This is a genomic window from Cellvibrio sp. KY-GH-1 (genome assembly GCF_008806975.1).
Lineage (GTDB): Bacteria > Pseudomonadota > Gammaproteobacteria > Pseudomonadales > Cellvibrionaceae > Cellvibrio.
In genome coordinates, this window is the sequence record NZ_CP031728.1 from 866,886 (window position 1) to 882,055 (window position 15,170).

The following is a 15,170-nucleotide window of genomic DNA, read 5'->3' on the forward strand; positions in this document are numbered from 1 at the left end:
GTTATTTATGCATTACATAGTTATTGCTATTACTTTTTTAGCCACGTTTCTAGCAGATATTTTTACGCGCTCTGTTGGTGTTGTTTTTGAGATTCTTACTAAGCGCATTTTAATTATTGCTTCATGCCTTACTGTTCTTGCTGCTTTTGTGGTTGCTTTTTATGCGTTGATTTTGACCTTGGTTAATTCAATATCTGCCACACTGCCGCCGTTCTTTTCTGCCGCCGCGTCCATGGTTGTACCTGATAATTTTATTACTATCGTTTCTATCCAGATCACTGCGCGCATTGCCCGTTGGGCCTATGAATGGAATGTCAAAGTTTTGCAATGGAGGCTCTAACGTGTCTGTTTATATTGTCACTGGCAAACTTGGTAATGGTAAAACCTTGGTCACTGTGGGTCGCATTGGTGATGCCATTAGGGCAGGGTGCCGCGTTGCTACCAATCTTGATATCAATTTAAAAAATATGTTTGGTCGACATGCAAAAAATATCAATTTGATGCGCATACCTGACAAGCCAAACATTGATGATTTAAATGCGATCGGCAAAGGATATGAGGGCAGGGACTATGATGAAAACAAATTTGGAATTTTGGTTTTGGATGAATGCGGTACTTGGTTTAATTCGCGCAATTGGCAGGATAAAACCCGTAAGGATGTGAACGACTGGTTTTTACATGCGCGCAAATTGGGCTGGCATGTTTACATTATCATTCAGGACATTTCGATGCTTGATTCACAGGCCCGCGATGCAATCGGTGAATTGCTGGTTACCTGTAAGCGACTGGATAAAATTCGTGTTCCGTTTATTGCGCCCCTTGTTAAAACGCTCACCGGAATTAATTTAACCATGCCTCGTATACATCGAGCGAAAGTTACTTATGCCGATGGTCTTGTTAGTGATGTCTGGGTTTATCGCGGTAACAATCTTTTTCGCTGCTATGACACTCGCCAAAGCTTTATCCAGAATTACCCGCACGCAACCCATAGTTTATTAACCCCATGGCACCTTTACGGCCGCCATGCTGTTGAGATGAATTGGAGCAATATCATGAGGATTACGAGAATTTACTGGAAACGTTTTGCTAGTCCGGTTTCCTTGGCAACTGGTCTTTTGCTGGGTGCGTTTGCCATGCTGTTGCATTCCCAACCGACTGTTTTGCCGCAACCCGTTAACCAGGTGAATTTGTCCTCACAGGCACCAGTTTTGCCAGCGTCACCGGCACCGGCTAAAAACCCGTTTGATGGCTCCAAAATTTATGTTGTTGGCGACTTGTCCGGACAGCTGTTATTTCAGGTCGATTTGCCCGGCGGTAGTTATATCGGTATCACTGAGGCTGAACTGGTGAGTTTGGGTTTTGACGTTGTAAAGCTTTCGCGTGGCGTGGTTAAGCTTACGTTTGAGTCTGAATTGATTTATGCGTTGCCGAAACCTAGCGCGCCCATGGTCGCCGATCGCTCTGTAACGGTTTCTGGTGCTGTTGGCGGGGATAATTGACCTGACCCTAGGATAATCGTCAATTTCGCATAATGGGCGGTTGGGCTTATGTTACAGGGCCGCTAGGCCCGAATTCGACGCCGTGATAATTGCCGAAGGCAACCACGGCTAGAATTTATACATAGGCCCTGTTATGCGAAATTTTTCAGCCTTTTTTTGATCGGGTCATTTTAGTGTTACTTAATACTAGCAGCGATCATGCCGTTTTAACTACCCTAACTCTGACGCCACCACTCCTGATTACCCTAAAACAATTTTGCACTCTGTTGGGGCCTTCCTGAGCATATTTGCACACAAACCGACTTAGCCTGTGAAGGGAGCTTCCAGCGACCGCCCATAGGCGTTATGTCGGCCCTTGCCCTTTAGGGCATTGGGTATGCGTCTGCACATTTCCCGACGTCGGGAAATCGTTATCTGGTTCTCTCCGGATTTGTTTTTCAATGGAATCAATGACTTACAAACCAAAAAAAGAAAATGGTTTTCGTAAGCTTTTGATTTATAAGGAGAATTCGACCCTCTCTCCCAGGATTAGGATTTCATCAGGCCGCGAAGGGGTACGGGTGTCAGTTACACCCGTACTTTGCCCCGGTTTCCCGGTGTAACTATGTTAAATCATCAATCCTTTTCATTGCTTCATTTGCCGTTAAAGGCCTTGGGGTGCTGTTATTTTCAATTGTTTTTTCGGGGGCTTTTTGTAACTCTGAAGTAGCTTCTACAACCCTTACAAGGGCTTGATGGGGATAGCTGTGATTGAATGCTACCCCTCCAACAGGCTTCCACCCTTGGCTTAGTTTCTCTGCTACTTTTTGCTCAAAGTCTTCAAAGCCTTTGTCGCTAACTATTACCTTGTATTCCACTTTTTTCATTTGTCGTTTTTTTCTTTAATTCTTTGATTTTCAAGGTTTTTTGCTAGTTTTAGCCATAAGTCCCTTGATTCCTTGTTTTTCGCTTTTAATGCCATGCTCACGGCAAGTATTTCAATAGGATCGATGTTTAGTATCTGAGCTATCCGGATGGCATTTTTTTCTGCTACACCTGATCCTTTTTGTATGTTAGTCCAAGCTTGTTTTTGCATTCCCAGATATTCCATAGTTTCTGGGTAAGTCTTTAAATTCAAAAGACTTTTTACGCTTTCAATATAAGGGACTAGTGTTTTCATGCCAAAATGGTAAATCACTGCTTGACCTCTTGCACGGTAAATTGATAATTTACTGGTCAATTGGCTATTTACTGCCATTTTTCAAGGCATGAGGATTAGCGGTGTTTTTTGACTGGTTAACAGTGCATCAGGATCATGATTTTCAGCTTCCGATACTGGCTGACCGCCATTTCATCGCTGTTGATACTGCATCCGGTGAGGATTTAGGCATTAAACAGGATACGTTGCAGCATGAAGGCAGCTATTCCACGTCGATAAACATCCGTATTTCTGGCAACCGCGTTACTGTCTCTGGCAACCCCTCACGCATTAACCGCATTGAAAATCTTTTTGGTTTAACGTCACTTGATCAATGCATCGCTGTTTACAACAAAATTTTAATTCAATACGGCTTACCGCCATTTACTCCATGCACAAAGGTTTGGCATTCGGTGGGGGAGGGTGGTCGTATTAATACCTTCACTGATGGTGCTGTATTCGAAGAGATTCACATCACCAGCAATTTAACAACCGGTACAGTTGTTCATGATATTACCGGCCCGCAATCCGATTTATTTAAAAACCACGATGTTGCTGTCGATACGTTCATCAGAGCGATATCAACACTGCCTTATAAAAATTCAATTCCGCGCTTACACGCTAACGGTAAAACCTGCGATTGGTTAACCAAGAAAGGCACTGGCGGAACGTTAATTTATCCATCCGTGTACAACAAAGCTTACGAACTTGAGTTACACACACTCCCAAAAATCAAGCGCAAATTTGGCGACCAATCTCCCGAGTATCAGTACCTGTTAAACGTTATTGAGTACTGTCATCAGCACGGTGTCGCACGCTTCGAACAGAAATTAAAAAGCGCTTTTATTCGTCGCAATCATTTACGTTTTTATGGCTTATTCAATGCTGTTAAAGGTCATAAATTTTTGCAATCCGTTCACGACGATTTTTTAAACATCCACAATAAATTGCAGGTGGAGCATATGTCATTGGAATCTATCACTGAAAAATTAATTTCAAATGGTATTTGTGAAAATACTAGATCCGCTAATACAACTACGTTGTACGCCATTCAGTGGATGCATGGTCACAAGTTTGATCTTACAAAGACTCAGGTTCAAACCCACCGCGCACGTTTGCGCCAGATCGGTATTGATATCGCGTTGCCTTGCGATTTAACCAAGTTCAGTTTGGTAACCGTTAAATCGGCTACGCAAATTAACGTGGGTCAGTTGCTGATACCTAACTGGTATCGCCGTCCCAATCATTTGCAATTGGCTGCTTAATTTCGTAACGCGCGTTACGAAATTATTTGAGGGTAGGGCAGTGAAAGACAAACGCGACAAAAGCACAGCAGATATTTTTACCGGCCAACGTCCTGTTGGTCGTCCACGTCTCCACCAGTCAAACGCTGACAAACAGCGTTTATATCGTCAACGTAAGAAAGAGGCTTTGTTATGTCAGTAGTTATCGAAATCGCTTCAACGCAAGTGCAAACCCGTTCCGGTACATCACAAAAGGGTAAGCCTTACACCATCAACGAGCAGGCCGCTTATATGCATATCGGCCAGCCGTATCCGGTGCAGATAAAAATCAATTTGGAGAATGGCCAGCCACCGTATCAGCCCGGCAATTACGATTTGCATCCGCAATCATTTTCTGCTGATCGCTTTGGTGGTATTTCAGTTCGCCCGTTGTTGGTTCCTCGTCCTGCTGAGCAACGTCAACAGCCTTCGGTTAAAGCAGGTTAATCATGCAAGACGTAATTTATTTTGCAATTTACCCGGTGCTTATTGTCATCGGTGTTATAGCAGCAAATTACGTCTCAAAGCGTCACAAAGGTAATTGATATGGACGCCGATTTGTTACAACAAATTTTTGATCTTTTGTTTGTTGCCTCTCATTGCTTTGCCGCAATGAAGGGCTGGCAAGCAGGGAGTACCCGCTAATGACTGCATCAGATGTTGCATTATTTATTGGCGGGTTGTTTGGCTGTTGGTGCCTCGGTTGGGGTACTGCATTTGTTTTTACTGTAATCAAGCAATTTATGGAGAAAATCTAATGAACTCAATTTTTGGTGTTTTACGTTCACGCGGTGCAAGTGTTAAAGCTGCTGTTGCTGTCGCCTTGTTGGTTTCTGCTGCTGGTGCTCATGCTGAGTTGCCAGAGTGGGCAAGCGGTATTGGCGAAAAAATATCAGGTGCTATTGCCGATTCTGCCGCAATGGTCGGCCCATTATTTGCCGCCGCGTTGGTTGCTGGTTTGATTTTCAAACTTGTTAAACGTTTCACCAACAAAGTGTAACAACGCAATAACCGCACAGGCGCAGCCTGTGGGGTTATGAAGTTGTTATTTTTTGTTGTGCAATCCCTAAAACCCGCACTTTCACACCCGCTGAATTTGCGGGTTTTTTAATGGGCTAATTTATGCGGTATTTGATTTTATTTTCTCTTTTGTTTTTTTCTTCTTTTTCATTTGCGCAACAAATGAGTTGTGTTGGTGATGCTGGCGGCGCTAACGATTGCGGAACGCGCGGCGGCAATCCTACCAAAATTTCTAACGGTGCCTCTGTTTGCGTAAATAATCATAATTTATTTGTCTATGACCGCGCTTGCGGTGCTGGAACTGTTAACCCTACCGGCTCAGTTTATAAGTGTTGGAACTCGTGTTCTTGCTCCCCCCCTTATGAGTTGACTACCATTCTTGAACAGGGCAATTGGGTTTCCAAATGTGTCATTCCCGGCGGTGATCCCGGTGATGGTGATGAGTGTGAATCCGGCCAACCAAAAGTTTATGATCCTTCAACCGGCCAGATGGTTTGCCCCGGTTCCGGTGATGGCAGTAGTAGCGCTGCTGCGTCATCGCAATCTTGTGTTGTTCCCGGTGATTTTAATGGTGATTGTGTTCCTGACACTGCAAGCTCTGAATCAAATAGCTCGCCTCCTGCGTCTGCTGCTAATTCTTCTCCGCCTTCATCAGCTTCTGCATCGTCGCCGCCGTCTTCAACTGGTGGTGATTCTGACGGTGGTGGTGGCGGTGGTGGTGGCGGCGGTGGTGGCTCCGGTAGTGGTGCGCAAAATAGTTCGTCACCTTCTGGCTCAAATTCTTCGTGGACTCCTTATGCCCAATACGGCAATTGGATTCCTGTATCCGCTGACTCCAATTGCCCAAATAAATATAAAGATGCTTCGGGCCAGTGGTGGTGTAGTGGCTCGACTGGCTCTAATACATCTGCAAAAGGTGAATGTGATCCTACGTCTAAGGATTATTTAGCCTGTATTACGCAATCTGGTGTTAATAATTCTTCCGGCTCTAACTCTTCTGAGTGCAATCCTTCCATGTCTAATTATTTGGATTGCTCCGGTAAGCTTTCCGAATCTCAAGGCAAGATTTCAGAGTTAGCCGATAAATTTTCTGAGTCTACAGATAAGGAAATGGAGAAATTTAAAAAGGCCGTTGATGATGATTTGACTAACTTCCAGCGCGACGGCCTTTCTTTTAAAGATCAGCCTTCTATTTTGCGATCTGCGTTGGTTGCTTTTTTGCCTGTTTCACGCTCTTGCAATCCGCCACCGTTAAAAATTATGGGTTCAACCTATGAGCTTGATTGCGAATATTTCGAGCTTTTCAAATCTGCATTTGGTTGGTTTTTGGCGGTGCTCACTGTCTGGAATATTTGGCAGTTAGCTATCAGACCTGTTGATCGATAGTGGGGTTATTTATGCATTACATAGTTATTGCTATTACTTTTTTAGCCACGTTTCTAGCAGATATTTTTACGCGCTCTGTTGGTGTTGTTTTTGAGATTCTTACTAAGCGCATTTTAATTATTGCTTCATGCCTTACTGTTCTTGCTGCTTTTGTGGTTGCTTTTTATGCGTTGATTTTGACCTTGGTTAATTCAATATCTGCCACACTGCCGCCGTTCTTTTCTGCCGCCGCGTCCATGGTTGTACCTGATAATTTTATTACTATCGTTTCTATCCAGATCACTGCGCGCATTGCCCGTTGGGCCTATGAATGGAATGTCAAAGTTTTGCAATGGAGGCTCTAACGTGTCTGTTTATATTGTCACTGGCAAACTTGGTAATGGTAAAACCTTGGTCACTGTGGGTCGCATTGGTGATGCCATTAGGGCAGGGTGCCGCGTTGCTACCAATCTTGATATCAATTTAAAAAATATGTTTGGTCGACATGCAAAAAATATCAATTTGATGCGCATACCTGACAAGCCAAACATTGATGATTTAAATGCGATCGGCAAAGGATATGAGGGCAGGGACTATGATGAAAACAAATTTGGAATTTTGGTTTTGGATGAATGCGGTACTTGGTTTAATTCGCGCAATTGGCAGGATAAAACCCGTAAGGATGTGAACGACTGGTTTTTACATGCGCGCAAATTGGGCTGGCATGTTTACATTATCATTCAGGACATTTCGATGCTTGATTCACAGGCCCGCGATGCAATCGGTGAATTGCTGGTTACCTGTAAGCGACTGGATAAAATTCGTGTTCCGTTTATTGCGCCCCTTGTTAAAACGCTCACCGGAATTAATTTAACCATGCCTCGTATACATCGAGCGAAAGTTACTTATGCCGATGGTCTTGTTAGTGATGTCTGGGTTTATCGCGGTAACAATCTTTTTCGCTGCTATGACACTCGCCAAAGCTTTATCCAGAATTACCCGCACGCAACCCATAGTTTATTAACCCCATGGCACCTTTACGGCCGCCATGCTGTTGAGATGAATTGGAGCAATATCATGAGGATTACGAGAATTTACTGGAAACGTTTTGCTAGTCCGGTTTCCTTGGCAACTGGTCTTTTGCTGGGTGCGTTTGCCATGCTGTTGCATTCCCAACCGACTGTTTTGCCGCAACCCGTTAACCAGGTGAATTTGTCCTCACAGGCACCAGTTTTGCCAGCGTCACCGGCACCGGCTAAAAACCCGTTTGATGGCTCCAAAATTTATGTTGTTGGCGACTTGTCCGGACAGCTGTTATTTCAGGTCGATTTGCCCGGCGGTAGTTATATCGGTATCACTGAGGCTGAACTGGTGAGTTTGGGTTTTGACGTTGTAAAGCTTTCGCGTGGCGTGGTTAAGCTTACGTTTGAGTCTGAATTGATTTATGCGTTGCCGAAACCTAGCGCGCCCATGGTCGCCGATCGCTCTGTAACGGTTTCTGGTGCTGTTGGCGGGGATAATTGACCTGACCCTAGGATAATCGTCAATTTCGCATAATGGGCGGCTCAAGTTATGTTACCGAAGGCCGCGAAGCGGAATTCGAAGCCGTGATAATCGCGTAGCTCACGGCGAGAATTTATACATAACTTGTGTTATGCGAGATTGCGTATCCCCGTTTTCGATCTTGGTCAGGTTTAGTATTTGTTTTAATCCTAGCACCGTTTATGCCCATTTAACTATCGCTTTGATTTGGTACCAATATTCCACCAGGTGATGCAATTCCTGGGTTGATTTTGGTACCAAAATCCGTTTATTTTTTAAAACCAAATTGGTACCATTATTCGACCAGGTGTGCCAAACCTGGTTTACTTATTGGTACCAAAACTGGGGTTATCTATGCTTGTTAAGTTTGATGCAGACGAAGATTTGATCGATGCGATTAAACAAAGCACCAACATGGCTGTAGCTAGCAAGGCGTGTCACTATGCCGCTACTCACTATCTTGATTTGCTACAGGAAAATGCTCGCTTGCACCAGAAAGTTGCTCAAATGCGTGATTCTATTGCGGTTTATCGTCAGATTATTGATTCTGCTCGTGATGCTGCCGCGATGCTCGTTGAGCGTGCGGGCCAAGCCGACCTTTTCACTGATTAACCTTCTAGGTCTTTCCGCGCCGGTTTTCTCTCCAGCAAATTCGCACACGAACCGAGTTAGCCTTTCAAGGGAGCTTCTAGCGACCACCGGAAGGCGTTATCTCGGCCGAGGGGATTTATCCCCTCGGTTTGCGTTGGCACCGTTTAAACGAATCCATGGGCTTTGGCGCCCGCTGACGCGCGCAGGTACGAGCACGAAAGGCGGGCGCCAGCCCGAACGGTGCCTAGTGACACCGTTACAAAGTCCGATGCATCGGAAAAACCCATTATTTTTGCTTTTCGGCAGCTCTTAGCCGGTCTGCTGTTGATTGAGCTATGAATGCAGCTATTAGTTCTTTGATGGTGGCTTGCTTTCCTTCTGGCAGTGTTTCTATTGCATTTAGCATGTACTTCATCCCATTTGGCCCCTCTGTTCCAAAAACCAATTCTTCCATGGATACACCTAGGGCGCTTGATAGTGCCACCACTGTTTCTAAAACAGGGTTTTTCTGTATCCCAATTTCCAGTTTTGATATTTGCCCCTTGCTTACCCCTGAGCGCTCTGCCAAGTCATCTTGGCTTATTCCCCTTTCCGCACGTATGCGTTTTAAATTTTCGCTTAAGCGCATTTTTTATGCCTTTTGGTGGTTATGTATGACCAACTTTATCATTTAAGTTGACATTTATGTCTACTATAACTATATATGCACACATAAAGTAATCATATGAATCCACTTTGGCCTGACTATGCAAATTTGTTTTTGGTGGTTTACATGCAACAAGTAGGGATGATTGATTGGTTAACACTTTGGCTTGATGCCAGCTTGCTTGATCGTAAATCAATGCATCGCGTTTTAAAGAATGCTGATCGTGTGCAACGTATTAATGGCTTAACAGGTGAGATTCAATGGGAGTCGGCAGTACGTGAGCATATCCGTTCTGATGATCACAATGTAACTGTAAATTTTGGTTCACGATTGCAAATTCAGGGAAGCCCAGCGCGCGTAGTTTCCGCGCACAATGTTTTTGGTTCTTTAGATATTCAAGAGTGTGCAAAACAAATGATTCTTTTTGTTGCAAAGCATCACTCTATGATTATTCCTTCCGATTTAAAAATGTGGTCATGTTCTCGTATCGATGTTACTCAAAATTTTGATATGGGCTCATTAGCTCAAGCACAGCAAGCCGTTGATTATTTAAAACCGTTGAAGTGCGGAAGACAAAAAACTAGCACTTTTGACACATCTGTTATTTGGGGTAGGGGATCTACCTTGCATAAAGGAAAGGCTTATTTAAAAGGCCCGCAGCTTCGCGAGTTAGTTACTAAAAACAATGCTCGTGTTAGTGATGAAGAGTTAGCAAAAGCGGATCGTTTGTTGAGATTAGAGTATTCCATGTGTAGGGGTTTGATTCGCCGGATACGCGAAAGCACCGGTAAGAATTGGTATGACTTCACGCCTGATTTTTTACTTTTTCATCATTCAGATTATTTTTCTAAATTTATATCCACTATTGAGGTGGTTGATATGTGCAATATTCTAGAGCGGTTGCTTAATAACGTTGGTTCCGATGAAGGGCAAATTCCAACTGAAGGTAGGGCGCGAGCCGCTTATCGTTGTTATACCGACATTCGTTCACGTGGTCTTCATATTACTAAACAAGATTACAGAAAGGCGACTTGGTATGACCATTTAAAGCATTTGAGATCAATTGGTTTGGCGGATGCGGATTTACAACCATCTAATGTGGTTCCGCTTCGTCGTCGCCAAATTTTTCTCGATCAACCGGTCTCTAGTTGGGACCAAATTAACTTAGCTTGAGGCTTCATATATGACTACTGTTAATAAAACCTCTCTTGATGTTTGTGCGCTTGCCATGATGTCCAATACTTATTTTTTTCAACATCGGAACCCTTTGCATTCATCTTTGCATGTTATCGGTGAAGCCAGGGTTACTGCTGTTGTGATTCATGAGGATGCACCGCCAGATATACTTCTTCATCCAGTTTCTGATGATTATCAAAGTTTTTACCCTATTCAGGATTTGTCTTTTTCTTCTTCGCTTTCTGCTGCCGGCTGATTTCGCTTTTATTTTTTTCTCCTGTAATATTCGCCGTTATCGTCAAGGTTAAACCTTGTAGGTAATGGCTTTTTTATTGGAGTTTTGGATATGCCTTTTGCTTTGAAATCGCGTTTTTATGTCGGCGTTTATGATCCATCAACGTACGATTCATGGCCTTATTTTCATTTAGATGAAGGTGTATATCTTTCTAAAAATAAGCGGCTATGTTCCCATAAAAGCGCAATTGAGTTTGATGATCCGGAAAAGGCAAGAGAGTTTTACGCATCTTGGCAGCATGCTGATCGCTACCGCCTTCACGTTTGTCCTTTCCAGACTCATGTTGAAGTGCCTATGCCTGTATTTCCTGATGATCATCCTCGATCAATATTGAGGCGCATTGAGAGTAATGAACCACGTTATATTTTTAATACTGCGCTTCGATGGTTTTTTGGTGATTCAAGATTTTTTCTGGCTAAATCCACTTTAGCTAAGCATCGAAAAATTTTGCTGGCTTATGGAATAGATATCAACTGTAAACCTGATGTTTTACTTGAGCCGTTGCCAAGCCTTGATGAAAAACCTTATTCATCTAAGCCGTCATTATCGGTTGTTTGACGAATGGTTGGCGGCCTTAGATAGACCGCCAAAACGGATATGCAATTTCGCATAAGGCGAGCGAGGTTATGTTCAATTCGAAGCGGTGAAAATTGCGAAGCACTCACCGCGAGAATTTATACATAACCTGCATTATGCGAGATTGCCTGTCCCCGTTTTCGATCTTGGTCTGGTTTAGTATTTGTTTTAATCCTAGCACCGTTTATGCCCATTTAACTATCTCTCTGATTTGGTACCAATATTCGGCCAGGTGATGCAATTCCTGGATTGATTTTGGTACCAAAATCCGTTTATTTTCTAAAACCAAATTGGTACCATTATTCGACCAGGTGCGCCAAACCTGGCTTACTTATTGGTACCAAAATTGGGATTATCTATGCTTGTTAAGTTTGATGCAGATGAAGATTTGATCGATGCGCTTAAACAAAGCACCAACATGGCTGTAGCTAGCAAGGCGTGCCATTATGCCGCTACTCAATATCTTGATTTGTTGCAGGAAAATGCCCGCTTGCACCAGAAAGTGGCTCAAATGCGTGATTCTATTGCGGTTTATCGTCAGATTATTGATTCTGCTCGTGATGCTGCCGCGATGCTCGTTGAGCGTGCGGGCCAAGCCGACCTTTTCACTGATTAACCTTCTAGGTCTTTCCGCGCCGGTTTTCTCTCCAGCAAATTCGCACACGAACCGAGTTAGCCTTTCAAGGGAGCTTCTAGCGACCACCGGAAGGCGTTATCTCGGCCGAGGGGATTTATCCCCTCGGTTTGCGTTGGCACCGTTTAAACGAATCCATGGGCTTTGGCGCCCGCTGACGCGCGCAGGTACGAGCACGAAAGGCGGGCGCCAGCCCGAACGGTGCCTAGTGACACCGTTACAAAGTCCGATGCATCGGAAAAACCCATTATTTTTGCTTTTCGGCAGCTCTTAGCCGGTCTGCTGTTGATTGAGCTATGAATGCAGCTATTAGTTCTTTGATGGTGGCTTGCTTTCCTTCTGGCAGTGTTTCTATTGCATTTAGCATGTACTTCATCCCATTTGGCCCCTCTGTTCCAAAAACCAATTCTTCCATGGATACACCTAGGGCGCTTGATAGTGCCACCACTGTTTCTAAAACAGGGTTTTTCTGTATCCCAATTTCCAGTTTTGATATTTGCCCCTTGCTTACCCCTGAGCGCTCTGCCAAGTCATCTTGGCTTATTCCCCTTTCCGCACGTATGCGTTTTAAATTTTCGCTTAAGCGCATTTTTTATGCCTTTTGGTGGTTATGTATGACCAACTTTATCATTTAAGTTGACATTTATGTCTACTATAACTATATATGCACACATAAAGTAATCATATGAATCCACTTTGGCCTGACTATGCAAATTTGTTTTTGGTGGTTTACATGCAACAAGTAGGGATGATTGATTGGTTAACACTTTGGCTTGATGCCAGCTTGCTTGATCGTAAATCAATGCATCGCGTTTTAAAGAATGCTGATCGTGTGCAACGTATTAATGGCTTAACAGGTGAGATTCAATGGGAGTCGGCAGTACGTGAGCATATCCGTTCTGATGATCACAATGTAACTGTAAATTTTGGTTCACGATTGCAAATTCAGGGAAGCCCAGCGCGCGTAGTTTCCGCGCACAATGTTTTTGGTTCTTTAGATATTCAAGAGTGTGCAAAACAAATGATTCTTTTTGTTGCAAAGCATCACTCTATGATTATTCCTTCCGATTTAAAAATGTGGTCATGTTCTCGTATCGATGTTACTCAAAATTTTGATATGGGCTCATTAGCTCAAGCACAGCAAGCCGTTGATTATTTAAAACCGTTGAAGTGCGGAAGACAAAAAACTAGCACTTTTGACACATCTGTTATTTGGGGTAGGGGATCTACCTTGCATAAAGGAAAGGCTTATTTAAAAGGCCCGCAGCTTCGCGAGTTAGTTACTAAAAACAATGCTCGTGTTAGTGATGAAGAGTTAGCAAAAGCGGATCGTTTGTTGAGATTAGAGTATTCCATGTGTAGGGGTTTGATTCGCCGGATACGCGAAAGCACCGGTAAGAATTGGTATGACTTCACGCCTGATTTTTTACTTTTTCATCATTCAGATTATTTTTCTAAATTTATATCCACTATTGAGGTGGTTGATATGTGCAATATTCTAGAGCGGTTGCTTAATAACGTTGGTTCCGATGAAGGGCAAATTCCAACTGAAGGTAGGGCGCGAGCCGCTTATCGTTGTTATACCGACATTCGTTCACGTGGTCTTCATATTACTAAACAAGATTACAGAAAGGCGACTTGGTATGACCATTTAAAGCATTTGAGATCAATTGGTTTGGCGGATGCGGATTTACAACCATCTAATGTGGTTCCGCTTCGTCGTCGCCAAATTTTTCTCGATCAACCGGTCTCTAGTTGGGACCAAATTAACTTAGCTTGAGGCTTCATATATGACTACTGTTAATAAAACCTCTCTTGATGTTTGTGCGCTTGCCATGATGTCCAATACTTATTTTTTTCAACATCGGAACCCTTTGCATTCATCTTTGCATGTTATCGGTGAAGCCAGGGTTACTGCTGTTGTGATTCATGAGGATGCACCGCCAGATATACTTCTTCATCCAGTTTCTGATGATTATCAAAGTTTTTACCCTATTCAGGATTTGTCTTTTTCTTCTTCGCTTTCTGCTGCCGGCTGATTTCGCTTTTATTTTTTTCTCCTGTAATATTCGCCGTTATCGTCAAGGTTAAACCTTGTAGGTAATGGCTTTTTTATTGGAGTTTTGGATATGCCTTTTGCTTTGAAATCGCGTTTTTATGTCGGCGTTTATGATCCATCAACGTACGATTCATGGCCTTATTTTCATTTAGATGAAGGTGTATATCTTTCTAAAAATAAGCGGCTATGTTCCCATAAAAGCGCAATTGAGTTTGATGATCCGGAAAAGGCAAGAGAGTTTTACGCATCTTGGCAGCATGCTGATCGCTACCGCCTTCACGTTTGTCCTTTCCAGACTCATGTTGAAGTGCCTATGCCTGTATTTCCTGATGATCATCCTCGATCAATATTGAGGCGCATTGAGAGTAATGAACCACGTTATATTTTTAATACTGCGCTTCGATGGTTTTTTGGTGATTCAAGATTTTTTCTGGCTAAATCCACTTTAGCTAAGCATCGAAAAATTTTGCTGGCTTATGGAATAGATATCAACTGTAAACCTGATGTTTTACTTGAGCCGTTGCCAAGCCTTGATGAAAAACCTTATTCATCTAAGCCGTCATTATCGGTTGTTTGACGAATGGTTGGCGGCCTTAGATAGACCGCCAAAACGGATATGCAATTTCGCATAAGGCGAGCGAGGTTATGTTCAATTCGAAGCGGTGAAAATTGCGAAGCACTCACCGCGAGAATTTATACATAACCTGCATTATGCGAGATTGCCTGTCCCCGTTTTCGATCTTGGTCTGGTTTAGTATTTGTTTTAATCCTAGCACCGTTTATGCCCATTTAACTATCTCTCTGATTTGGTACCAATATTCGGCCAGGTGATGCAATTCCTGGATTGATTTTGGTACCAAAATCCGTTTATTTTCTAAAACCAAATTGGTACCATTATTCGACCAGGTGCGCCAAACCTGGCTTACTTATTGGTACCAAAATTGGGATTATCTATGCTTGTTAAGTTTGATGCAGATGAAGATTTGATCGATGCGCTTAAACAAAGCACCAACATGGCTGTAGCTAGCAAGGCGTGCCATTATGCCGCTACTCAATATCTTGATTTGTTGCAGGAAAATGCCCGCTTGCACCAGAAAGTGGCTCAAATGCGTGATTCTATTGCGGTTTATCGTCAGATTATTGATTCTGCTCGTGATGCTGCCGCGATGCTCGTTGAGCGTGCGGGCCAAGCCGACCTTTTCACTGATTAACCTTCTAGGTCTTTCCGCGCCGGTTTTCTCTCCAGCAAATTCGCACACGAACCGAGTTAGCCTTTCAAGGGAGCTTCTAGCGACCACCGGAAGGCG

21 protein-coding genes are annotated in these 15,170 nt (G+C 43.4%); 17 read left to right on the forward strand and 4 right to left on the reverse strand.

All coding sequences use genetic code 11. The annotated features are described in order from the left end of the window. Positions 1–7 precede the first annotated feature (7 nt). The gene (locus tag D0C16_RS03545) at positions 8–340 is read left to right on the forward strand and encodes a DUF5455 family protein (RefSeq protein WP_151031046.1); all 333 of its coding nucleotides are present in this window, start codon (positions 8–10) and stop codon (positions 338–340) included. 1 nt (position 341) lies between these two features. Then, positions 342–1,499 carry a zonular occludens toxin domain-containing protein gene (locus D0C16_RS03550; RefSeq protein ID WP_191968636.1) on the forward strand — a complete coding sequence of 386 codons (1,158 nt, stop codon included), beginning with the start codon at positions 342–344 and terminating at the stop codon, positions 1,497–1,499. 602 nt (positions 1,500–2,101) lie between these two features. Here the strand turns inward: D0C16_RS03550 and D0C16_RS03555 are convergent. Together D0C16_RS03555 and D0C16_RS03560 are read right to left on the reverse strand one after the other, a co-directional pair. Next, the gene (locus D0C16_RS03555; protein ID WP_151031041.1) at positions 2,102–2,365 is read right to left on the reverse strand and encodes a DUF1737 domain-containing protein; all 264 of its coding nucleotides are present in this window, start codon (positions 2,363–2,365) and stop codon (positions 2,102–2,104) included. Further along, the gene (locus D0C16_RS03560; protein ID WP_151031042.1) at positions 2,362–2,736 is read right to left on the reverse strand and encodes a hypothetical protein; all 375 of its coding nucleotides are present in this window, start codon (positions 2,734–2,736) and stop codon (positions 2,362–2,364) included. Before D0C16_RS03560 ends, D0C16_RS03555 begins: the two co-directional genes overlap by 4 nt. A 23-nt stretch (positions 2,737–2,759) precedes the next feature. Between D0C16_RS03560 and D0C16_RS03565 the strand changes: the two genes are divergently transcribed. From D0C16_RS03565 to D0C16_RS03595, 7 genes are all read left to right on the forward strand, one after another. Further along, positions 2,760–3,941: a phage/plasmid replication protein gene (locus tag D0C16_RS03565; protein WP_151031043.1), complete on the forward strand. Its 1,182-nt coding sequence runs from the start codon at positions 2,760–2,762 to the stop codon at positions 3,939–3,941. A gap of 171 nt (positions 3,942–4,112) precedes the next feature. Further along, positions 4,113–4,406, forward strand: coding sequence for a single-stranded DNA-binding protein (locus D0C16_RS03570; RefSeq protein WP_151031044.1), 294 nt, complete (start codon positions 4,113–4,115; stop codon positions 4,404–4,406). A gap of 310 nt (positions 4,407–4,716) precedes the next feature. After that, on the forward strand, positions 4,717–4,959 hold the full coding sequence (locus D0C16_RS03575; RefSeq protein ID WP_151031045.1) for a hypothetical protein: 243 nt from the start codon (positions 4,717–4,719) through the stop codon (positions 4,957–4,959). 122 nt (positions 4,960–5,081) lie between these two features. Next, entirely contained in the window at positions 5,082–6,365 is a 1,284-nt protein-coding gene (locus tag D0C16_RS23965) for a hypothetical protein (RefSeq protein ID WP_191968635.1), read from the forward strand. Between the two features lie 11 nt (positions 6,366–6,376). Next, on the forward strand, positions 6,377–6,709 hold the full coding sequence (locus D0C16_RS03585) for a DUF5455 family protein (protein ID WP_151031046.1): 333 nt from the start codon (positions 6,377–6,379) through the stop codon (positions 6,707–6,709). A gap of 1 nt (position 6,710) precedes the next feature. Further along, on the forward strand, positions 6,711–7,868 hold the full coding sequence (locus D0C16_RS03590; protein WP_191968636.1) for a zonular occludens toxin domain-containing protein: 1,158 nt from the start codon (positions 6,711–6,713) through the stop codon (positions 7,866–7,868). Between the two features lie 372 nt (positions 7,869–8,240). Continuing rightward, complete coding sequence (locus D0C16_RS03595; protein WP_151031048.1) at positions 8,241–8,498, forward strand: hypothetical protein; 258 nt, start codon at positions 8,241–8,243, stop codon at positions 8,496–8,498. Positions 8,499–8,763: 265 nt separating this feature from the next. Here D0C16_RS03595 and D0C16_RS03600 read toward each other — a convergent pair whose 3' ends face one another. Continuing rightward, a complete protein-coding gene (locus tag D0C16_RS03600; RefSeq protein ID WP_151031049.1) occupies positions 8,764–9,105 on the reverse strand; it encodes a helix-turn-helix domain-containing protein in 342 nt (113 codons plus the stop codon). 96 nt (positions 9,106–9,201) lie between these two features. Between D0C16_RS03600 and D0C16_RS03605 the strand changes: the two genes are divergently transcribed. From D0C16_RS03605 to D0C16_RS03620, 4 genes are all read left to right on the forward strand, one after another. After that, on the forward strand, positions 9,202–10,296 hold the full coding sequence (locus tag D0C16_RS03605; protein ID WP_151031050.1) for a phage/plasmid replication protein, II/X family: 1,095 nt from the start codon (positions 9,202–9,204) through the stop codon (positions 10,294–10,296). A gap of 10 nt (positions 10,297–10,306) precedes the next feature. Beyond that, positions 10,307–10,555 carry a hypothetical protein gene (locus tag D0C16_RS03610; protein ID WP_151031051.1) on the forward strand — a complete coding sequence of 83 codons (249 nt, stop codon included), beginning with the start codon at positions 10,307–10,309 and terminating at the stop codon, positions 10,553–10,555. A 90-nt stretch (positions 10,556–10,645) separates the two neighbouring features. Continuing rightward, positions 10,646–11,152 carry a hypothetical protein gene (locus D0C16_RS03615; RefSeq protein WP_151031052.1) on the forward strand — a complete coding sequence of 169 codons (507 nt, stop codon included), beginning with the start codon at positions 10,646–10,648 and terminating at the stop codon, positions 11,150–11,152. A gap of 376 nt (positions 11,153–11,528) precedes the next feature. Further along, positions 11,529–11,786, forward strand: coding sequence for a hypothetical protein (locus D0C16_RS03620; protein ID WP_151031053.1), 258 nt, complete (start codon positions 11,529–11,531; stop codon positions 11,784–11,786). Positions 11,787–12,051: 265 nt separating this feature from the next. On the opposite strand, the gene D0C16_RS03625 is transcribed toward D0C16_RS03620, so the two are convergent. Next, a complete protein-coding gene (locus D0C16_RS03625; RefSeq protein ID WP_151031049.1) occupies positions 12,052–12,393 on the reverse strand; it encodes a helix-turn-helix domain-containing protein in 342 nt (113 codons plus the stop codon). A gap of 96 nt (positions 12,394–12,489) precedes the next feature. Between D0C16_RS03625 and D0C16_RS03630 the strand changes: the two genes are divergently transcribed. The 4 genes from D0C16_RS03630 (at position 12,490) to D0C16_RS03645 (ending at position 15,074) form a co-directional block, all read left to right on the forward strand. Continuing rightward, positions 12,490–13,584, forward strand: coding sequence for a phage/plasmid replication protein, II/X family (locus D0C16_RS03630; protein WP_151031050.1), 1,095 nt, complete (start codon positions 12,490–12,492; stop codon positions 13,582–13,584). Between the two features lie 10 nt (positions 13,585–13,594). After that, positions 13,595–13,843 carry a hypothetical protein gene (locus tag D0C16_RS03635; protein WP_151031051.1) on the forward strand — a complete coding sequence of 83 codons (249 nt, stop codon included), beginning with the start codon at positions 13,595–13,597 and terminating at the stop codon, positions 13,841–13,843. 90 nt (positions 13,844–13,933) lie between these two features. Then, entirely contained in the window at positions 13,934–14,440 is a 507-nt protein-coding gene (locus D0C16_RS03640) for a hypothetical protein (RefSeq protein WP_151031052.1), read from the forward strand. A gap of 376 nt (positions 14,441–14,816) precedes the next feature. Further along, positions 14,817–15,074, forward strand: a complete 258-nt coding sequence (locus D0C16_RS03645; protein WP_151031053.1) for a hypothetical protein — start codon at positions 14,817–14,819, stop codon at positions 15,072–15,074. Positions 15,075–15,170: the final 96 nt, after the last annotated feature.